The sequence below is a fragment of the Mycobacterium sp. ZZG genome, from assembly GCF_054786995.1.
Genome location: NZ_JBTBFV010000025.1, coordinates 1 through 20,126 on the forward strand (window position 1 = coordinate 1; position 20,126 = coordinate 20,126).

Below are 20,126 nucleotides of genomic sequence, written 5' to 3' on the forward strand. Positions count from 1 at the left end.
TCAGGGCGTGCACGTTGACCACCCGGCCCTGCTCGCGGACCTTGAGGACCAGGGCGTCGGCGGCGACGAACGTGTACGGGCCGGCGTCCAGCGGTCGGGTGCGAAACGCCTCCACGGCGACGTCGAGTTCCTTGGCCATCACCGACACCTGCGACTTCGACAACGACGTGATGCCGAGCGTTTCGACGAGCTTGTCCATCCGCCGCGTCGAAACCCCGAGCAGGTAGCAGGTCGCCACCACCGTGGTCAGCGCCCGCTCGGCGCGTTTGCGGCGTTCCAGCAGCCAGTCCGGGAAGTACGAGCCCTGCCGCAGCTTGGGGATCGCCAGATCGAGACTGCCTGCGCGGGTATCGAACTGGCGGTGCCGGTAGCCGTTGCGGGAGTTGGTCCGCTCAGTGCTGCGCTCGCCGTAGCCGGCGCCGCACAGGGCGTCGGCCTCTGCACCCATCAGGGTGTGGATGAACGTGGCCAGCAGCTCACGCAGCACGTCAGGGTGCGCTGTGGTGAGTCGTTCGGCAAGCACGGTGGGCAGGTCGATATTGTGGGCAGTGGTCATCGCGTCGATTCCTTTGCTCGAGTGACTTTGACGGGTCTCTCGAAGAATCACGCGATGACCTTCAATCATTCGGCAACGACACGCCGGTACCGCTGATCAGGTCCGACTCGTACACCACTCTGCTGGACGCAACCCAGGTGTACTCCAATGGTTTTCGAGGTCGAACACATGCACACGCTCAGGGCTGACCCGGCTGCAGGCCTCGATCGCCTCGCGACGGCCGATCAGGTTGGGCGGCAGCGCCAGCCTGCCGTCGACATCGGGATGACGCGGGACCACCGCCACCAGGTGCAGGTCAGGATTGTCGGCGAGGGCACCGGCGAACAACTGAGCCACCCGCTTCGACCACAGATATTGGTCCTCCAGGTAGATCAGCCGGCGGGCGCGGCGTACCGCCTTGCTATATCCCCTGGCGATGCTCCGCTCGCCGTCTGGGGCGAAATCGTACTCGAAATGTGCGTCGGGATAGGTGCGCAGCACCTGTACCGTGTGCCGCCCGCAGGGCGGTGGGTCGGGCGGTTGTTCGGGTAGTTCACCGGGTTCGAGGTCGGCGCCGCGCAGTTTGTCGCGGATCCAGGCGACCGGCGACAGCATGTCCAGCTGGGCGGGGTCGGTCCAGCGCTCTCGGAACGCGGTGTCCAGCGCGCCGACCACCGGGCCCTGCAGCCGCAGCTGCACGTCATGCCACGGCGGGTGGTCACCGTAGCTTTTCGCCATCCGGACCGCTTGACGGTCCCCGCGATGAGACGCGTCGTCGCGCCGGGAATGGCACAGGTCGATTCCTCCGGCGAAGGCGACGTCACGGTCGGGCTCGTCCGGATGGCGCAGCACGACGAGCTTCTGGTGGTGGGAACCACCGAAGCGGACCCGCTGGTCGAGCAACACCTCTCCGCCGGCCTTCTCGATCGCCTCGCCCAGGTGCTGGTTCTCTTCCTCGCTGTAGGCGAATCTGTCGAGATGCGAACGCCACACGAGACCTTTGACCACGACGCCGCGCTCGGCGGCGTGGCAGAAGAGCTGGGCGACTGTCGGTCCGTCGTCACGCATCTTCTGGTCGGGGTCACCGCGCCAGTCGGTGAAGAACAGGTGGTCACCGGCGCGCAACGCCTCCACTTCGGTGGCCAGCTGATCAAAGTAGGTCGCGCCGTGGATCAGCGGCTCCGCGCGGCTGCCCGCACACCAGGCGGGCAGGCGAGAGTGAGGGTTGCCGCGCTCCTCTTCGGTGAGGAACCACTCCGCGAGATCTGACATGCGTTCTCAATACCCGAAGCATGCCCGGTGAAGACCTACTCGGTGATCATGCCGGTCGCGGAGCGAAGATGCTCGATGGCCTCGGCGACGACCGCGGGCACCAGTTCCGCGCATGAGGGCAGATCCTCGATGATCCCGGCCACCTGACCCGAGGCCAGCACACCGGCCTCGGTGTTGCCCTCGACCAGGCCAGCCTTGAGCAGCATCGGGGTATTGGCGGCCATCACCACCTGCGACCACGTCAGGTCCTTGCCGTGCCGCATGGCCAGACCGTCGGTGATCATCGACTTCCAGGTCATGCCGGACATCTTCTTGAACTTCTGTGCGTTGAGCACCGCCGCCGAGAGCCCCCGGACCGGCGAACCGCTTTCCAGCTTCTCGACCAGCCCGGTGCGCAGCACGCGGTGCGGCATACCGTCGACCTTGGTCGACACCACGGTGCCGTCCAGCGCGGCGTTCAGATAGCGCTGCTTGACCGCATCGGGCACCGTCGAGTCCGACGTCAGCAGGAACCGGGTGCCCATCGCGACCCCGGCGGCGCCGTAGGACAGCGCGGCGGCAAGACCCCTTCCGTCGAAGAAGCCGCCCGCGGCGATCACCGGCATCCCGGTGCCGGCGACGGCGTCGAGCACGGACGGCAGCAGCAGCGTGGTCGCGATCGGGCCGGTGTGCCCACCGCCCTCGCCGCCCTGCACGATCACCGCGTCGGCGCCCCAGCCGGCGACCTTCTTGGCGTGCTTGGCCAGGCCGACCGACGGAATGACCACCACTTGAGCGTCTTTCAGTTTCGCGATCAGTTCCGGCTTCGGTGCGAGAGCGAATGACGCGACCTTGACGCCTTCGCGGATCAGCAGGTCGACGCGCTGGTTCGCATCACCGGCGTCGGCGCGGATGTTGATGCCGAACGGCTTGTCGGTGGCGGCCTTGACCTTGGCCACCGCGGTGGTGAGCTCCTCGAGCGTCATGGTCGCCGAGGCCAGAATTCCCAGACCGCCGGCATTCGAGGTCGCCGAGACCAGCCGCGCGCCGGCCACCCATCCCATCCCGGTCTGCACCACCGGATGCTCGATGCCGACCAGTTCGGTCAGCGGCGTGCTGAGCCGACTCATACCTTGACTTCCCTGTCCCGCAGCGATTTCGGGTCGATCACCTCACGCAGCAGCTTCTGCTCCTCGGCTGACGGAAGCCGGGTGCTCTCGGCCTCGCCGAGGCCGTGCACCTCGAATGAGGTGTTCTCCGCGACCTGGTCCGGTTCCACACCAGGGTGCAGCGACACGGCCCGCATCTGGTGGTCCGGGCCGTTGAAGTCGAACACGCCGAGGTTGGTGACCACCCGGTAGACGTTGACGAACCGGTAGGCCGGATTGTCGGGATCGACTTTGTCCCAACCGATACCGGACACGATGTCGACTTCAGTGCCGAACACGCGCTTGGAATGGTTGCCCACCCAGTAGCTCGTGGCGTGGTTGATCGTGTTCCCGGGTGCGCCCCGCACGCCGAACATCTGGCGGGTCGGATGCTGCAGCGGACCGAACGCGGACAGGTTCTGATTGCCGTAGCGGTCGATCTGGTTGGCGCCCATCACGACATGCCGGCGGCCCCACGCCAGCGTCTCGAAGACGCGGCCGAACGGCATCCAGCCCTCGATCGCCGCGGCGGCGCCGATGGCCGGGGTGTCGGCGATCAGGCGGGCCTCCCCGTCGGTCAGCACGATGTCGGGGGAGAACGTCAACCGGGCCAGCCGGGCGCCGATCGACACGATGGTGGTCATCGGGCTGACCATGATCTCGCCTGCGTCGCGGAACAATTCGGCACAGGCGACGGCACACACCTCGGCGCGGGTGGTGGAGATCATTGGGCTGCCTCCTGTGCTTCTTTGAACCTGCGCACCGCGGCCTGGTAGTCGGCCTCGCTGCCCGACAGGTAGGTCTTGACGAACTCGGCCCATGCCTCGTCGGAGCCGGCCGCCTCGGCGTAGTGGCGCTGGAACTTCTCGTCGCGCCGGTAGTCGGGCTCGGCCGTGGTGAAGTGGGCGCCGTTGGGCAACTCCACCACCGTGTCGACCATCATCCGGTTGACTAACAGTGCTTGCGGCGGAACGGATTTCACCAGTTCCTCGGTGGATACCACCTTGTCCACCGACAGCAGCCGTTGCTGTGCCGACATCAGGAACAGGTCGTCGAAGTACGGGTCGATGCCGGTATAGGCGGCATTGCCCCGCTCGTCGCCGAGATTGAGGTGCACCAGCGCCACGTCCAGGTTCAGCGCCGGCATCGCGATGAGCTCTTCGTGGCCGGAGCCCGTCGGGTAGGGCGATCGCACGGTCTTGAGTTCATCGCCCCAGAACGCGCGGACGTCGCTGCCGAGACCGGCCCGGATCGGCAGGAACGGCAGTCGCTGGGCGGCTGCCTGCAGGCCGCAGCGCAGCATGCCCTCGTCCATCTCGCGGGCCTCGATCGAGCCCGAGGTGCGCGCCCTGGCGAACCACGGATCGTAGAACGGCGGTGAGTCCAGCGACACGAAGCCGTAGTAGACCCGCTTGACCTTGCCGGCCGAGCACAGCAGCCCGAGGTCCGGGCCGCCGTAGGTCACCACGGTCAGGTCGGTGACATCGGTGCGCAGCAACGCGCGGACCAACGCCATCGGCTTGCGCCGCGACCCCCACCCGCCGATGCCGATGGTCATCCCGCTCTCGATCGAGGACACCGCCTCGTCCAGAGTTTTTCTCTTGTCTGTCACTGTTTCCCCTTGTCCGTGCCCGCGAAGGCGTCGCGGTGCTCGTCGGACACGCCGGCGAGGTTGAGTTCGAACGTGAAGCCCTGTTCCATCCGGTATCTCGCGTTGACGGGCTGGACGTCGATGAAGTTCAGCGCCTCCTTGGCCGCGCGGATCACCCGGGTGTCTTTCGATGCGATGTCGCGCGCGACGCGCAGCGCGGCCTCGTCGAGTTCGGCCCGCGGCACCACCTCGTGCACCGACCCGAAGTGGTGCAGCGTGTCAGCGGTGACGGTGGCGGCCGTGAAGAACAGTCGCCGCATCAGGTGCTGGGGCACCAGTCGCGAGAGGTGGGTGGCCGCGCCGAGTGCGCCGCGCTCGACCTCGGGCAACCCGAACTTCGCGTCGTCGGAGGCGACGATGACGTCGGAGTTGCCGACCAGGCCGATGCCCCCGCCGACGCAGAAGCCGTTCACCGCTGCGACGACGGGCACCGCGCACTCGTAGACCGACCGAAATGCTTCGTAGCAACCGCGATTGGCATCGATCAGCGCGGTGAACCCTTCGGTGTTCTGCATCTCCTTGATGTCGACGCCGGCGTTGAAGCCGCGGCCTTCGGCCCGCAGGATCACCACATGGGTGCTGTGGTCGCGCCCGGCGGCGGTGACGGCGTCGGCCAGTTCGAACCAGCCGCGCGACGGGATCGCGTTGACGGGTGGGTAGTCGACCGTGACGGACACAATGCCCGGCTCCACGGTCTTTGTGGTGATCGGCATGCAAACTCCTGGGTCGCTACCTAAGCAAGCACTTGCTTGGTACGCTAGCACAGTGACTGACGCCGTCGACAGTGCCCGCAGCGGCATCGCGCTGGGCCTGGCCGGACGCATCGTGCTCGTCACCGGTGGGGTGCGCGGCGTGGGTGCCGGCATCAGCAAGGTCTTCGCCGACCAGGGCGCCACCGTGGTGACGTGCGCGCGCCGCCCGGTCGAGGGATCCCCGTATGAATTCCGGCCGTGCGACATCCGCGAGGATGAGTCGGTCAAGGATCTGGTCGACGGGATCGTGGCCGACCACGGCCGGCTCGACGTGGTGGTGAACAACGCCGGCGGGTCTCCCTACGTGCCGGCCGCGGAGGCGTCGGCCAAGTTCAGCGCCAAGATCTTGCAACTGAATCTTCTTGGCGCACTCTCCGTCTCGACTCACGCCAACACGGTGATGCAGCGCCAGCCTGCCGGCGGCTCGATCGTCAACATTTCCAGCGTCAGCGGGCATCGGCCCACTCCCGGCACCGCGGCGTACGGCGCCGCGAAGGCCGGCATCGACAACCTCACCGCGACGCTGGCTGTGGAATGGGCGCCGAAGGTCAGGGTGAACTCTGTCGTGGTCGGCATGGTGGAGACCGAGCAGTCGGAGCTCTTCTACGGAGACGCCGAGTCGATCGCGGCGATATCGAAGAACGTGCCGCTGGGCCGGCTGGCCAAACCCGAAGACATCGGTTGGGCGACAGCGTTTCTGGCCTCCGAAGCGGCGTCCTACATCAGCGGTGCGTCGCTGGAGGTGCACGGTGGCGGGGAACCGCCGCACTACCTGTCGACCACCACTGCCGACATCAAATAAGGAGAGAAACGAACAATGGGACTGCTCGACGGCCGCGTGGTGATCGTGACGGGTGCTGGTGGCGGAATCGGGAGGGCGCACGCGCTGGCGTTCGCCGCCGAGGGGGCGCGTGTCGTGGTCAACGACATCGGCGTCGGACTCGACGGATCGCCGGCAGGTGGCGGCAGCGCCGCCCAGGAGGTCGTCGACGAGATCCTCGCCGCCGGTGGGGAAGCGGTCACCAGTGGCGCCAACGTGGCCGACTGGGCGCAGGCCGAGGGCCTGATCCAGACGGCGGTCGAGCGTTTCGGCGGTCTCGATGTGTTGGTGAACAACGCCGGCATCGTGCGCGACCGGATGTTCGCCAACACCAGTGAGGAAGAGTTCGACGCCGTCACCGCGGTGCACCTGAAGGGGCACTTCGCGACGATGAAGCACGCCGCCGCATACTGGCGGGCGAAGTCCAAGGCCGGAGAGACCGTGGACGCGCGCATCATCAACACCAGTTCCGGTGCGGGACTTCAGGGCAGCGTCGGTCAGGCCAACTACAGCGCGGCCAAGGCCGGTATCGCGGCGCTGACGCTGGTCGCCGCCGCCGAGATGGGCCGCTACGGCGTGAGCGTGAACGCGATCGCCCCGTCGGCGCGCACCCGGATGACCGAGACCGTGTTCGCCGACATGATGGCCACCCAGGACAAGGACTTCGATTCGATGGCGCCGGAGAACATCTCGCCGCTGGTGGTGTGGCTGGGCAGTGTCGAGTCACGCGATGTCACCGGCAGGGTGTTCGAGGTCGAGGGCGGCAAGATCCGCGTCGCCGAAGGCTGGGCGCACGGCCCCGAGATCGACAAGGGCGCCCGATGGGATCCCGCCGAGCTGGGGCCCGTGGTTTCCGACCTACTGGCCAAGGCGCGCACACCGGTACCGGTCTACGGCGCCTGAGGGATCAGGCGGCCTCGGCGCCCACAGGATCCGCGGCGCCGCTGTCGATGTCATCGGTGTCGGGCGCAGGGGACTCGGACTCGGCCACGTCGGCCTCGCGGGCGCCGGACTCCTCCGCATCCACATCCACAGACGCCACCGTCGCGGTGTCGTTCTTCGGCGCATCCGCGTGGGTGACGGTGTCCTCGGTAGCGGTGTTCTTGGTGGTGGGCTCGACAATCGCCGTCGCCTCGTCCGGCACCGAACGTGCCGGGGGAGAGACCAACTCGTAGTCATCGCGGGCGACTGCGCCGACGAATCTCACCGGCGCCAGTACGACCTCGACGACAGCCTGTACGAAGGAGTCGGAGATCACCGCCAGATCGCCGGTCGCGAACGCCTTCCTGATGTTGTGGACGGCAGTCTGCGGGGCGGTGATCAGTTCGCGTACGTTGACGAAGGTCTTGGTCAGAAACGACGGTTCGGGATCGACGGTGATGCGGTGTTGGGCAGTGGATGACTCAGCAGCAGGCCGAGATCGGGATTGTCGACATTCGTCATCGTCCAGAACATGACTATTCGGGGTCGCAGATCAGGATCGGGATCTTACGGTCGGTATAGGACCGGTAGTTCGCGAAGTCCGGGTACATCGCGTCGAGCTTCGGCCAGTACTCGTCGCGCTCGGCGTCAGTCGCCTCACGGGCAATCAGTTTGAGCTTCTCGTTCTTGATCTGGAACGTCACCTGAGGATTCGCCTTGACGTTCAGATACCACATGGGATTCGTCGCCCGGCCGCCCTGCGAGGCGACCAGCACGACGCGATCACCCTCGCGCAGGAACAGCAACGGGCTTTCGCGCGGTTCGCCGGACTTGCGGCCGATCGTCGTCAGGATGCCGACCGGGGGAGGCGCGCTGAACCGGTTCGATCCGCCGCGCCACTTGTAGCCGATCCGGCCACCGGTGGCCTTGTACGCCCACGTGTTGAACTTCGACATCCACTTGATGCCGGTGCCGACCGCCTTCGAGTTGAGGTTCTCGACCTGCTTCGGGCTCAGGGGTTTGGGCGCGTCGACCATGACGGGATCCTATCGGGTCAGGAACGGGCGGATCGAGGCGTTGATGTGGTGGATCTGCGCCCGCCCGGACGGGTCGTCGGCCGGGATCAGAAACGTCTCGTCGACGCGGGCGCCAACGCGGCGTCCCGCCAGGGTGGGTTTCGTCGACAGTTCGAAACGGGCCCGAACGGTGTCACCGTCCACAGTGAACTCCGGTGTCGTCACGGCTCGGATCACCCGGTACTGCAGACCCCGATTGAGACTGCGGCGCAGGTGCTTTCCGGAGAAGCCGGTCTTGAGGCCGACCTCGACACGGGTGCAGTCCGGTGCGAACGGCACGTCGTCCGCCCGGTGACTGGCAAGCGCGTTGATGTAGGCCTGCGCGGCGGCGATGCGGTCCGCGTCGGTGATCACTGGATGGGACCTAGATCCGCTCGATGATGGTGCCGGTGGACAGAGCGCCGCCGGCGCACATGGTGATCAGTGCGGTTCCCTTGCCGGTGCGCTCCAGCTCGTGCAGCGCGGTGGTGATCAGCCGGGCACCGGTGGAGCCCACCGGGTGTCCGAGCGCGATGGCGCCGCCGTTGACGTTCACCTTGTCCATGTCGGCTCCGTGCACCTGCGCCCAGGACAGCACCACCGACGCGAACGCCTCGTTGATCTCGACCAGGTCGATGTCACCGAGCTTCATCCCCGCCTTCTCCAGCACCTTGGCGGTCGACTGGACCGGACCGTCCAGGTGGTAGTAGGTCTCGGCGCCGACATTGGCCTGCGCGACAATCCGCGCACGCGGCTTCAGGCCATGCGCTTTGGCCACATCACTGTCCATCCACAGCACCGCGGCGGCGCCGTCGGAGATCTGCGAGGACGTACCCGCGGTGTGCACGCCGCCGTCGATCACGGGCTTGAGGGAGGACAGCGCCTCGGCGGTGGTGTCGCGCAGACCCTGGTCGCGGGTCACCGGGGCCCACTCGGCGGTCGGCTGCTTGTTCTCGTCCAGCACCGGCGCGGAAATGGGGGAGACCTCACGGTCGAATCGGCCTTCGGCCCAGGCCTGCTTGGCCTTGGCCTGCGAGGCCAGCCCCAGTGCGTCCACGTCATCGCGGGTGATGCCGCGCCGCTTGGCGATTCGCTCGGCGGCCTCGAACTGGTTGGGCATGTCGATATCCCACGACGACGCGCGGATGATGCTTCGGTCCGGGCCGGCGTTGGCGCCCAGCCCGACGCGGCTCATCGCCTCGATGCCGCACGCGATACCGATGTCGATGGCGCCGCCGGCGATCAGGCCGGCGACGAGGTGGTTGGCCTGCTGGGCGCTGCCGCACTGGCAGTCGATGGTGGTGGCCCCGACGTGCTCGGGCAGTCCGGCGGTCAGCCAGCCAACGCGGGTGATGTTGTTGGACTGCTCGCCGTACTGGGTGACGCAGCCGCCGATGATCTGCTCCACGTCGCCGGCGTCGATGCCGGCCTTCTCGACGAGTGCCTTCTGAACCGCGCCCAGCAACTCGGTGGCGTGCAGGCCGGACAACCATCCGTTGCGCTTGCCGATGGGGCTGCGGGTGGCTTCAACGATGACAGGGTTACCCATTCCGTCAGGCTAGAACACGTTTCATTAGTCTGACAAGCAGCGATGCCGTCGTGCCTTTCATCTGCGGTGGAGGCATGTTTTACTGGCACTAGAACACGTTGCAATTGAGGAGTGCTCCCCTATGCCCGGCCCGAACTCATGTCCGATCAGCCCCGATTTCGACTTCCTCGACGCGACCCTGAACCTTGAGCGGTTGCCGGTCGAGGAACTCGCCGAACTGCGCAAGTCCGAGCCTATCCACTGGGTCGACGTGCCCGGCGGAACGGGTGGATTCGGTGACAAGGGCTACTGGCTCGTCACCAAGCACGCCGACGTCAAGGAGGTGTCCAAGCGCAACGACATCTTCGGCAGCTCCCCAGACGGGGCGATCCCGGTCTGGCCGAAGGACATGACCCGTGACGCGATCGACCTGCAGAAGGCCGTCCTGCTGAACATGGACGCCCCGCAGCACACTCGGCTCCGCAAGATCATCTCGCGTGGGTTCACCCCGCGCGCCGTCGGACGGCTCGAAGAAGAACTGCGCCAGCGCGCGCAGAAGATCGCCGAGACCGCGGCGGCCGAGGGTACCGGCGACTTCGTCGAGCAGGTGTCCTGTGAGCTGCCGCTGCAGGCCATCGCCGAACTGCTCGGCGTCCCGCAGGACGATCGCGACAAGCTCTTCCGCTGGTCCAACGAGATGACCGCCGGCGAGGATCCGGAGTACGCCGACGTCGATCCGGCGATGTCCTCGTTCGAGCTGATCACCTATGCGATGAAGATGGCGGAGGAGCGGGCCACCAACCCGACCGAAGACATCGTCACCAAGCTGATCGAGGCCGACATCGACGGTGAGAAGCTCTCCGACGACGAGTTCGGCTTCTTTGTGGTGATGCTCGCCGTGGCCGGCAACGAGACCACCCGCAACTCGATCACCCACGGCATGATCGCGTTCTCGCAGAACCCCGAGCAGTGGGAGCTGTACAAGAAGGAACGCCCCGAGACCGCCGCCGACGAGATCGTCCGCTGGGCCACCCCGGTGTCGGCCTTCCAGCGCACTGCCCTGCAAGACACCGAGCTCGGTGGCGTGCAGATCAAGAAGGGCGAGCGCGTCGTGATGTCGTACCGCTCGGCCAATTTCGACGACGAGGTCTTCGAGGACCCCGACAAGTTCGACATCCTGCGTAACCCCAATCCGCACGTCGGATTCGGTGGGACGGGTGCGCACTACTGCATCGGCGCGAACCTGGCCAAGATGACCATCAACCTCATCTTCAACGCCGTCGCCGACCACATGCCCGATCTGAAGCCCATCGGTGAGCCCGAGCGGCTGAAGTCCGGCTGGCTCAACGGAATCAAACACTGGCAGGTGGATTACACCGGCGCCGGCGAGCCGGCAACCGGGCAGAAGTGCCCCGTGCAGCACTGACGCGTCGACAGGTTCATTAGGGCTCAAGGAGGAGTCGGTGGATTTCAGTCCGGACGAGGGGCAGCAGGCTGTCGCCGATGTGGTGACGTCGGTGCTCGAGCGTGACAACACCTGGGAGGCTTTGGTTTCCGGCGGAGTGACGGCGCTGGGCGTGCCGGAGCGACTCGGCGGTGACGGTGTGGGTCTCGCAGAGATCGCAACCGCGCTGACCGAGATCGGCCGGCACGGCACGGTCAGCCCGGCGCTCGTCACACTCGGGGCGACCGCGGTGCTGCTCGACCTGGCCTCGGAAGCCCAGCAGGACCGTTACCTGGCCGGAGTGGGCAAGGGCTCGGTGGTGACGCTGGCGCTCAACGAGCCCGGCGCACAGCTGCCGGACCGGCCCGCCGTCACACTCGCCGCGGGAAAGCTCAACGGCACCAAGGTTGCGGTTGGCTATGCCGCACAGGCGGATTGGGTGGTGGTGACCATCGACGGCGGCGTCGTGGTGGTTCCCGCGGATGCCGGCGGTCTGACAGCGACCAGGACACCGACCTCGAACGGCTCGGACGAGTACGTGCTGACGTTCACCGACGTCGCCGTCGCCGACGACGACGTGCTCGACCGGGCGACCGCCCACCGGGTCAACCAGCTGGCGCTGGGGGCAGTCGGCGCGTTCGCCGCCGGCCTGGTAGCCGGTGCGCTGCGACTGACCGCCGACTACGTCGCCACCCGCGAACAGTTCGGCAGGCCGCTGTCGACGTTCCAGACCGTCGCCGCCCAGCTCTCGGAGGTCTACATCGCCTCGCGGACCATCTCTCTGCTGTCCACCTCGGTGATGTGGCGACTGAGCGAAGGTCTCGACGTCGAGGAGGACCTGGCGGTTCTGGGGTTCTGGCTGACCTCCCAGGCTCCGCCGGCGATGCGGCTCTGTCATCACCTGCACGGCGGTATGGGGATGGACATCACCTACCCGATGGACCGCTATTACTCGTCGATCAAAGACCTGACCCGGCTGCTGGGCGGTCCGTCACACCGTCTGGATCTGGTGGGAGCCGGCCTGGGCGACGGAAGCGACAGGACACAATAGATGTACATCGAACTGACGCCGGAACAGCGCAAGCTGCAAGCCGAACTGCGGGAATACTTTTCGACGCTCATCACCCCCGATGAGGCGGCCGCGATGGAGTCCGACCGGCACAACGAGGCCTACCGCGCGGTGATCAAGCGGATGGGCTCGGACGGCAAGCTCGGGGTCGGCTGGCCCAAGGAGTACGGCGGCCTCGGTTTCGGCCCGGTCGAGCAGCAGATCTTCGTCAACGAGGCCAACCGTGCCGATGTGCCGCTGCCGATGGTGACACTGCAGACCGTGGGCCCCACGTTGCAGGTGCACGGCACCGAGGAACAGAAGAAGAAGTTCCTTCCTGGAATCCTTTCCGGCGACATCCATTTCGCGATCGGCTACTCCGAGCCCGAGGCCGGCACCGACCTTGCATCGCTGCGGACGTCGGCGGTGCGGCACGGAGACGAGTGGATCGTCAACGGGCAGAAGATGTGGACCACCGGTGCCCACGACGCCGACTACATCTGGCTGGCGTGCCGCACCGACCCGGAAGCCGCCAAGCACAAGGGCATCTCGATCCTGATCGTCGACACCAAGGACCCGGGCTACTCGTGGACGCCCATCATCCTGTCCGACGGGGCACACCACACCAACGCGTCGTACTACAACGACGTGCGGGTGCCCGCCGACATGCTCGTCGGTGAGGAGAACGGCGGGTGGAAGCTGATCACCACCCAGCTCAACCACGAGCGGGTGGGGCTCGGCCCCGCCGGGCGGATCGCCGGGATCTACGACCAGGTGCACGCATGGGCGGCCAAACCCGGCTCGGACGGCACGACCCCGCTCGATCACGGCGACGTCAAGCGACTCCTCGGCCAGATCAAGGTGATCTGGCGGGTCAACGAGTTGCTCAACTGGCAGGTCGCAGCATCGGGGGAGACCATCGCGGTCGCGGATGCGGCCGCCACCAAGGTCTTCTCGACCGAACGCATCCAGGAGGTCGGCCGGCTGGCCGAAGAGATCGTCGGCACGTACGGCAATCCCGCGGATCCGGAGACCTCCCGGCTGCTGGACTGGCTGGACAAGATGACCAAGCGCAACCTGGTCATCACATTCGGCGGCGGTGTCAACGAGGTGATGCGCGAGATGATCGCCGCGTCGGGTCTGAGAGTGCCGAGGGTTCCGCGGTGAGTGACCTGCAGGCCGGTATCGAGGAGATCAAGGCGGCCGGTAAGAGCGAACCGCGCAACGGTCGAGATCCTGTGAACCAGCCGATGATTCATCACTGGGTGGATGCCATCGGTGACAAGAACCCGATCTACGTCGACGAGGAAGCCGCGAGGGCAGCAGGGCATCCCGGTATCGTGGCGCCGCCGGCGATGATCCAGGTGTGGACGATGGGCGGGCTCGGTCAGGGCCGCTCCGACGACGATCCGTTGTCGAAGATGATGCAGCTCTTCGACGATGCCGGCTTCGTCGGCGTGGTCGCGACGAATTGCGAGCAGACCTATCACCGGTACGTGCAGCCGGGCGAGGAACTGACCATCCACGCCGACATCACCGATGTGGTGGGCCCCAAGCAGACTGCCCTTGGCGAGGGCTACTTCATCAACCAGCTCATCACCTGGACGGTCGCCGGCGGCGAGCCCGTCGCCGAGATGAACTGGCGCATCATGAAATTCCGGCCTCGCGCCGGGGACAACCCGGCGGTGCCGGACGACCTGGACCCGGACAAATTGATGCGGCCGGCCGCCTCGAAGGACACTCAGTTCTTCTGGGACGGCGTCAACGCCCATGAGCTGCGCATCCAGCGCCGCCCTGATGGCACGCTACAACACCCTCCGGTTCCGGCGGTGTGGAAGGACCACAAGGAACCGACCGCGGAGTCCGATTACGTGGTGGCCGCCGGGACCGGCACCGTGTTCAGCTACGTGGTGCACCACGCACCCCAGGTGCCTGGCCGCAGGCTGCCGTTCGTGATAGCCCTGGTCGAACTCGACGAAGGCGTGCGCATGCTCGGCGAGCTGCGCGACATCGACCCCAGCGAAGTGCAGATCGGAATGCCCGTGCGCGCAACGTTCATCGACTTCCCTGACAGTGACATCAGCCCCGCCTGGACGCTGTACGCGTGGGAGCCGGCCCGATGACCTCACCTGCCCTCGAGGTCGGCGCCACGCTGCCCGAGCTGAAGATCCATGGTGACCCGACGTTCATCGTCTCCACGGCGATCGCCACCCGCGACTACCAGGACGTGCACCACGACCGGGACAAGGCGCAGGCCAAGGGATCCAAGGACATCTTCGTCAATATCCTGACCGACACCGGTCTGGTGCAGCGTTATCTGACCGACTGGGCCGGACCGTCCGCGCGGATCAAGTCGATCGGGCTGCGCCTCGGTGTGCCGTGGTACGCCTACGACACCATCACCTTCACCGGCGAGGTCACCGCCGTAGAGGACGGTGTCGCCACCGTGAAGGTGGTGGGTGCCAACAGCCTCGGCAATCACGTCATCGCCACGGCCACACTATCTATGGGGGCAGAATCATGACCGGCCTCTCCGGCAAGGCTGCGATCGGCGGTATCGGGGCGACCGATTTCTCCAAGAACTCGGGACGCAGCGAGCTACGTCTGGCCGCCGAGGCTGTGCTGGACGCGCTCGACGACGCCGGCTTGTCACCCGCCGACGTCGACGGTCTGGTGACCTTCACGATGGACTCGAACCTGGAGACCGCGGTCGCCCGTTCCACCGGGATCGGCGAGCTGACGTTCTTCAGTCAGATCGGGTACGGCGGTGGCGCCGCCGCAGCCACCGTGCAACAGGCGGCGCTGGCGGTCGCCACCGGTGTCGCCGAGGTGGTGGTCGCCTATCGGGCCTTCAACGAGCGCTCCGAGCACCGGTTCGGTCAGGTGATGACCGGCCTGACTGTCAACGCCGATTCGCGTGGTGTCGAGTACAGCTGGTCGTATCCGCACGGTCTCAGCACACCCGCAGCCTCGGTCGCCATGATCGCCCGGCGGTATATGCACGAATATGGCGCCACCAGTGCCGATTTCGGCGCCGTATCCGTCGCCGACCGCAAGCATGCGGCCAACAACCCGAAGGCGCACTTCTACGGCAAGCCCATCACCATCGAGGACCACCAGAACTCCCGGTGGATCGCTGAGCCGTTGCGGCTTCTGGACTGCTGCCAGGAGACCGACGGCGGTGTCGCCATCGTGGTGACCACCCCGGAGCGGGCCAAGGATCTCAAGCACCGGCCCGCGGTCATCGAGGCGGCCGCCCAGGCTGCGGGCGTCGATCAGTTCACCATGTATTCGTACTACCGCGAGGAGCTGGGGCTGCCCGAAATGGGCTTGGTCGGTCGCCAGCTGTGGGAGCAGAGTGGGTTGTCCCCCGAGGACATCCAGACGGCGATCCTCTACGACCACTTCACGCCGTACACCCTGATCCAGCTCGAGGAGCTGGGTTTTTGCGCCAAGGGTGAGGCCAAGGACTTCATCGCCGGTGGGGCCATCGAGATCGGTGGTCGGCTGCCGATCAACACCCACGGCGGGCAGCTCGGCGAGGCGTACATCCACGGCATGAACGGCATCGCCGAAGGTGTGCGCCAGCTGCGTGGGACGTCGGTGAACCAGGTGCCCGGGGTCGAGCACGTGTTGGTCACGGCCGGAACCGGGGTGCCCACCTCTGGGCTCATCCTTGGCTGACACCCACAGCGGCAGCTAACTTTCCTACCGTTGCATCGGACCTCGGCGCAACCCTGGGTGGTGGGCACGGCCACCGGTTGCCTCGTTCATTGCCGGTCAAACCCGTGGGTAGGACCACGATGCGCGATCACCTAACAAAGCAGTGGACATAGCGCCACCTCGGACAACTCGATTGATTTGCCTGAGGATCGGCCGATTGGCTCTTTGACTTCGTGACTACTACACAGGTTCGGCCGAATTTACGCTTGACGGCGATTTCAGCAAACACCCATAATTGTCCATGCCGTCAGCGCAGCGCCTCAAGGGACTTTCTCTGAGGCGGGGTTGCTGCGTGGGGCAGGTCTTACAGGGGCAATGGTGGGGGGGATGGCATATCGCCGGCACGGCGGCATGTCGATAGCGGAGCGGGGGCACCCGATGGCTCATCTGGGGAACACGATCGACTGCGTCGCCACGGTGCAGGAGGCTGACATCGGCGTCGGTGACCGCGGTAGGTCCCGGTGCGCCGCGATCCGGATTCTGATCATCGACGACTGCACTCTCCAGCGGGAGAATCTCGCGACCGTGCTGCGCGAGGACGGCGCGAGCCCGACCATGGCATGGGATGCGCCCTCCCTGCGCGTGGCGACAGCCGACTCGGCCCCGCAGATCGTCCTGTTGAGTATGACGACGCGCGACAGCCTTGCGATGCTGGTCGCAATACGGCAGGCGGCGCCGTCGATCAAGGTGATCGCCGTCTGCGTCGCGGATGACGACGAGTCCGAGATCATCGCATGCGCCGAGGCCGGGGTCGCCGGATATCACCTTCGGTCACAGTCCCTCGGCGAACTGCTCACCGTGGTCGGCGATGTCGCGGCGGGGGAGTCGTCGTGCTCGCCGAGCATCACCGCCGTGCTGATGCGACGTCTGGCAGCCATCGCCTCCGAACGATCCGGTCCAGCGGAACCGGATCTGACCACCCGCGAGATGGAGATTCTGCGGATGCTCGAAATGGGGCTCACTAACCGAGATATCGCGGATGAGCTGTATATCACTCTGCACACCGTCAAGAACCATGTTCACAGCGTGTTGAACAAGCTCGGTGTCCGGTCCCGCGGCGAGGCGGCGGCCCACTTTCGGACACGACCGCGACCGTCCTGCGTCAGCGGGAACTAGGCAAGGTCCAGAGCCGAAAATCGCTCCATCGGTCCATGTACGTTGCGCCACAGCCCGGTTGATAGTTGGTAGAGCAGGGCGGAGCACACGGGCCACCGCGATACCGTGCCCAAGCTGACGGCAGCTCCTCCCGGCTCGACAGACCAGGAGGGGCGGCATGTCAGACAGAGACGAGGGATCGCTCGACAGCGGCCGGAGATCGACCCGCTCGCTGATCGCGGCGCTTGTCGCGGGTGGACTGGCATTCAGTGCCTCGCTGTATCCCGCTCCCGACGAGGTGCCCATCTTCGGCATGCTCGAGCTTCCCGCCCTCGACCGAGCATTCGGCCTTCCGGTCCGCGTCGAATCCATATCCGTCAAGCACGCCGCCGAGCTCAGACAAACCGGCCTGGCCGACCTGCTGCAGGTAGCGCAGATCCTTGCGCAGATGCCCGTTACCGTGCCTGCGAACACGTTCGCGACGCTGGTGGAAACCTACGGGTTGCAGGACGTGCTAGAAGCTGTCGGGATCCAGGCGGATCCCACGGACGTGCTGGACCTTCGGGTCGCCATGTTCGGCGGATTCAGCGGTGGAGGCGGAGGGGGTGGAAACGGAATCGCGCTTTCGCCCAGGATGCTGGCGGAGTGGCTGCTCTATCTGAACGCCTTGCTGCACCGGTTGCCGGTCCAGGTGCTCGACGAACTGTCTCCGGTGTTGGGCCGGATGATGCCGAAGTTCGTCGATCTCGGGGTTTTTCACCGGCTCACCGTTTCACTCGAAGCCGTGGCCGCGATGACGCCGCCCGTGTCAGGGCCGGTCCCGACACCCGCTCGGTCGGTTGCCCCGGTGGCCTCCGACTTGCCGGGGCCGGCCACCCACACGGCGATGGCACCGCCGCCTCCTCCACCCCCGCCGCCTCCTCCACCCCCGCCGCCTCCTCCACCTGCGCCTGCACCGGAGCCCGTTGAGACATACACGCCCCCAACGTATTCAGCGCCTCCGACGCCTACGGAAGCGCCTCCGAGCTACGTGCCGGATCCGGTGCCGACCTCGGCTCCGCCCTCGGGCGGGGGCGATCCGGGCGGGCCGTTCGACGGCCCGGAACCGGGCGCCGGTTCCGACCCGGACGGGGACTCCGACGAGGTCGACGACGGAGATTCGTCCGGCCAAGAGGAAAATTCGGCCGGCGGTTCATCGTCTGGAAACGAGGGCTCGACGTCCGGCGGGCTGACAAACGGTGACGGCGAGGGCTCCACCACTGGTGGTGGAGACGGTACGTCTACCGGCGGTGGTGACGGATCGCCCACCGGTGGTGGTGACTCCCATTCATCCGGAGGAGACGACGGTCCATCCGGCAATACGACGAGCGATTGAGGCATGGTGTCCTCCGAGCGTGGCAGACATGACAGGTCAATCGACCAACGGTGACCGACGGCACGCTGCCCCCGGTAACGTCCTCATCATCGATGACTGCGCGCTCTACCGGGACGCGCTGGCGTCGGCGCTGGAGGCAAACGGGGTGCGTCCGGTCCGCACGGCTTGGGACTTGCCTTCTCTCATCGGGAGTCTCGGAGCGGTCTCGCCACTGGTGATCCTGCTCAATCTCGCCACGATCGGTGTGCAGACGTTCCTCCGGGCCGCCACCAGCCTGAGCCCGAGGGCGCCCGTGATCGCGGTCGGCGCGTCGGGCGACGATGAAGATGTGCTTGTCGCGTGCGCAGAGGCCGGAGTGGCGGCCTACCACATGCGAGCGGATTCGCTGGCAGACCTCCTGATCCTGATCAACGCAGTCACGCGGGGCGAGATCGTCTGCCCCGCCGAGGTCTCCGCAATACTTCTCCGGCGCGCGTCCTCAGTTGCGGGTCGACCGCGCCGGATCGTCAGAAATCCGGGTCTTACGTCGCGGGAGATCCAGATCCTTCGCCTGCTCAGGCTGGGCCGCTCGAACCAGGACATCGCCGACCACCTGTCGATCGCGGTCCATACCGTCAAAAGTCATGTTCACAGCCTGCTGACCAAGCTCGGGGTCAGTTCTCGCGCGGAAGCGGCGGCCCTGTCCCAGGATCTGGATCTGGATCGAGAACCATACGATGGTCCTGGATCCGGGCCTAGTCAAAATTGGTTCTGATGGCCCATATACGGCAGGGGTAGCCTGCGCCGATAGTTGTGGCGTGAACCATGAGTCGGATATCAAGCGGGTTCCCGACAAGTCCGTTAGCCAAACCCACTGTCACCGTGACTGTCTCGGTGCGCATCGGCTTCCAGGGTGGCACCGGATCGGGAGCCGACCGCTGACCGAGTCGCGAGAGCTTCGACCGCCGGAGCGGCGACATGGATGATTTCCGTTGCCTTGCCGTGAATTCGACCACTTCGCGGCTGCTCGACCTCGACGCGGGTGTCGCGGTCGGGGGAATCTTTCCGAGTGACCATCAGCGCGCCACCGCCAGGTACGACACCAGAGTGCTGGTCGTCGACGACTGCACGCTCTACCGTGAGTGCCTGGTCGGCGTCTTGAGCGGACGACACAGTGGCGTCACAACCGAGGTGGCCTGGGATCTGGCGTCGCTCCTCACAGAACTCGACGCGACGCCTCCCCAGGTGATCCTGTTGAACATGGCGACTCACGACAGCTCCACGTTGCTGCGGCAGATATTGAAAATCGAACCCGGGGCGCGAGTGGTCGTCATAGGGGTATCCGAGGACGATGAGTCCGTGATCGTCGAATGCGCGGAAGCAGGCGCGGTCGGATACCACATGCGCAATGAATCGCTCGACGATCTTCTCATGCTGATCCGCAGGGTTGCTGCCGGGGAATCATCCTGTCCAGCCAGCGTTTCCGGAATTTTGCTCCGGCGGCTTTCGGCCCTGGCCGCACAGCGCCGCCCACCGTCGAAGGAGGTCGTCTTGACGGCCCGCGAGATCGAGATCCTCCGCATGCTCGAGGCCGGGATGGCGAACCGTGAAATCGCGGAGAGTCTCTGCATCGCCGTGCACACGGTGAAGAACCACGTACACAGTGTGCTGAACAAGCTGGGTGTCACCTCGCGCGAGCAAGCGGCAGCGATCGCGCGCAACGTGTGCACCGTGCAGGGTCTACGACCGAACTAGTCCCCGGTTCAGCCCGGGGCACAGGCGGGAAATCGCTCCCATGGCC

The 20,126-nt window shown here is 66.2% G+C and carries 21 protein-coding genes and 1 pseudogene; 12 read left to right on the forward strand and 10 right to left on the reverse strand.

The window, feature by feature from the left end; genetic code table 11:
- The 6 genes and pseudogenes from ACXMYJ_RS15445 to echA20 all read right to left on the reverse strand — a co-directional run.
- A partial coding sequence (locus ACXMYJ_RS15445) for a transposase (protein ID WP_460357385.1) occupies window positions 1-556 on the reverse strand: 556 nt, incomplete at its 3' end.
- 111 nt (window positions 557-667) lie between these two features.
- Window positions 668-1,807, reverse strand: a pseudogene (locus ACXMYJ_RS15450) (phospholipase D-like domain-containing protein); the annotation flags it as partial.
- A 35-nt stretch (window positions 1,808-1,842) separates the two neighbouring features.
- Complete coding sequence (gene ipdC, locus ACXMYJ_RS15455; protein WP_460357388.1) at window positions 1,843-2,916, reverse strand: (3aS,4S,5R,7aS)-5-hydroxy-7a-methyl-1-oxo-octahydro-1H-indene-4-carboxyl-CoA dehydrogenase; 1,074 nt, start codon at window positions 2,914-2,916, stop codon at window positions 1,843-1,845.
- Window positions 2,913-3,662 (reverse strand): cholesterol ring-cleaving hydrolase subunit IpdB, encoded by a 750-nt coding sequence (gene ipdB / locus ACXMYJ_RS15460; protein WP_460357392.1) that lies wholly within the window; start codon window positions 3,660-3,662, stop codon window positions 2,913-2,915. Before ipdB ends, ipdC begins: the two co-directional genes overlap by 4 nt.
- Window positions 3,659-4,546 carry a cholesterol ring-cleaving hydrolase subunit IpdA gene (gene ipdA / locus ACXMYJ_RS15465; protein WP_460357395.1) on the reverse strand — a complete coding sequence of 296 codons (888 nt, stop codon included), beginning with the start codon at window positions 4,544-4,546 and terminating at the stop codon, window positions 3,659-3,661. Before ipdA ends, ipdB begins: the two co-directional genes overlap by 4 nt.
- Window positions 4,543-5,298, reverse strand: a complete 756-nt coding sequence (gene echA20 / locus ACXMYJ_RS15470; RefSeq protein WP_460357398.1) for a (7aS)-7a-methyl-1,5-dioxo-2,3,5,6,7,7a-hexahydro-1H-indene-carboxyl-CoA hydrolase — start codon at window positions 5,296-5,298, stop codon at window positions 4,543-4,545. Before echA20 ends, ipdA begins: the two co-directional genes overlap by 4 nt.
- A gap of 52 nt (window positions 5,299-5,350) precedes the next feature.
- Here echA20 and ACXMYJ_RS15475 point away from each other — a divergent pair, with 52 nt between their 5' ends.
- Window positions 5,351-6,139: an SDR family oxidoreductase gene (locus tag ACXMYJ_RS15475; protein WP_460357400.1), complete on the forward strand. Its 789-nt coding sequence runs from the start codon at window positions 5,351-5,353 to the stop codon at window positions 6,137-6,139.
- Between the two features lie 15 nt (window positions 6,140-6,154).
- Complete coding sequence (locus tag ACXMYJ_RS15480; RefSeq protein ID WP_460357402.1) at window positions 6,155-7,060, forward strand: SDR family oxidoreductase; 906 nt, start codon at window positions 6,155-6,157, stop codon at window positions 7,058-7,060.
- Window positions 7,061-7,064: 4 nt separating this feature from the next.
- Here ACXMYJ_RS15480 and ACXMYJ_RS15485 read toward each other — a convergent pair whose 3' ends face one another.
- The 4 genes from ACXMYJ_RS15485 to ACXMYJ_RS15500 all read right to left on the reverse strand — a co-directional run bounded on the left by ACXMYJ_RS15485 (window position 7,065) and on the right by ACXMYJ_RS15500 (window position 9,682).
- A complete protein-coding gene (locus ACXMYJ_RS15485; RefSeq protein WP_460357405.1) occupies window positions 7,065-7,415 on the reverse strand; it encodes a hypothetical protein in 351 nt (116 codons plus the stop codon).
- A gap of 199 nt (window positions 7,416-7,614) precedes the next feature.
- Entirely contained in the window at window positions 7,615-8,115 is a 501-nt protein-coding gene (locus ACXMYJ_RS15490) for a nitroreductase family deazaflavin-dependent oxidoreductase (RefSeq protein ID WP_313901344.1), read from the reverse strand.
- Window positions 8,116-8,124: 9 nt separating this feature from the next.
- Window positions 8,125-8,508: a hypothetical protein gene (locus ACXMYJ_RS15495; protein ID WP_460357408.1), complete on the reverse strand. Its 384-nt coding sequence runs from the start codon at window positions 8,506-8,508 to the stop codon at window positions 8,125-8,127.
- Window positions 8,509-8,518: 10 nt separating this feature from the next.
- Window positions 8,519-9,682 carry a steroid 3-ketoacyl-CoA thiolase gene (locus ACXMYJ_RS15500; protein WP_260755524.1) on the reverse strand — a complete coding sequence of 388 codons (1,164 nt, stop codon included), beginning with the start codon at window positions 9,680-9,682 and terminating at the stop codon, window positions 8,519-8,521.
- A gap of 121 nt (window positions 9,683-9,803) precedes the next feature.
- Here ACXMYJ_RS15500 and ACXMYJ_RS15505 point away from each other — a divergent pair, with 121 nt between their 5' ends.
- The 10 genes from ACXMYJ_RS15505 (at window position 9,804) to ACXMYJ_RS15550 (ending at window position 20,080) form a co-directional block, all read left to right on the forward strand.
- Window positions 9,804-11,087, forward strand: coding sequence for a cytochrome P450 (locus tag ACXMYJ_RS15505; RefSeq protein ID WP_260755523.1), 1,284 nt, complete (start codon window positions 9,804-9,806; stop codon window positions 11,085-11,087).
- A gap of 37 nt (window positions 11,088-11,124) precedes the next feature.
- Window positions 11,125-12,156 (forward strand): acyl-CoA dehydrogenase family protein, encoded by a 1,032-nt coding sequence (locus ACXMYJ_RS15510; RefSeq protein ID WP_460357411.1) that lies wholly within the window; start codon window positions 11,125-11,127, stop codon window positions 12,154-12,156.
- Window positions 12,157-13,320, forward strand: coding sequence for an acyl-CoA dehydrogenase FadE29 (gene fadE29, locus ACXMYJ_RS15515; protein WP_460357413.1), 1,164 nt, complete (start codon window positions 12,157-12,159; stop codon window positions 13,318-13,320). It abuts the gene before it with no gap.
- Window positions 13,317-14,276 carry a bifunctional MaoC family dehydratase N-terminal/OB-fold nucleic acid binding domain-containing protein gene (locus ACXMYJ_RS15520; protein ID WP_460357416.1) on the forward strand — a complete coding sequence of 320 codons (960 nt, stop codon included), beginning with the start codon at window positions 13,317-13,319 and terminating at the stop codon, window positions 14,274-14,276. Before fadE29 ends, ACXMYJ_RS15520 begins: the two co-directional genes overlap by 4 nt.
- Entirely contained in the window at window positions 14,273-14,677 is a 405-nt protein-coding gene (locus ACXMYJ_RS15525; protein ID WP_260755519.1) for a MaoC family dehydratase, read from the forward strand. The genes ACXMYJ_RS15520 and ACXMYJ_RS15525 overlap by 4 nt, the downstream gene beginning before the upstream one ends.
- Window positions 14,674-15,837, forward strand: coding sequence for a lipid-transfer protein (locus ACXMYJ_RS15530; RefSeq protein ID WP_460357419.1), 1,164 nt, complete (start codon window positions 14,674-14,676; stop codon window positions 15,835-15,837). The genes ACXMYJ_RS15525 and ACXMYJ_RS15530 overlap by 4 nt, the downstream gene beginning before the upstream one ends.
- Window positions 15,838-16,203: 366 nt before the next feature.
- Window positions 16,204-16,992, forward strand: a complete 789-nt coding sequence (locus ACXMYJ_RS15535) for a LuxR C-terminal-related transcriptional regulator (RefSeq protein ID WP_460357421.1) — start codon at window positions 16,204-16,206, stop codon at window positions 16,990-16,992.
- 157 nt (window positions 16,993-17,149) lie between these two features.
- Complete coding sequence (locus ACXMYJ_RS15540) at window positions 17,150-18,346, forward strand: hypothetical protein (protein ID WP_313901343.1); 1,197 nt, start codon at window positions 17,150-17,152, stop codon at window positions 18,344-18,346.
- Between the two features lie 214 nt (window positions 18,347-18,560).
- Window positions 18,561-19,100 carry a response regulator transcription factor gene (locus tag ACXMYJ_RS15545; protein ID WP_460357424.1) on the forward strand — a complete coding sequence of 180 codons (540 nt, stop codon included), beginning with the start codon at window positions 18,561-18,563 and terminating at the stop codon, window positions 19,098-19,100.
- A 203-nt stretch (window positions 19,101-19,303) separates the two neighbouring features.
- Entirely contained in the window at window positions 19,304-20,080 is a 777-nt protein-coding gene (locus tag ACXMYJ_RS15550) for a LuxR C-terminal-related transcriptional regulator (protein WP_460357426.1), read from the forward strand.
- Window positions 20,081-20,126 lie beyond the last annotated feature (46 nt).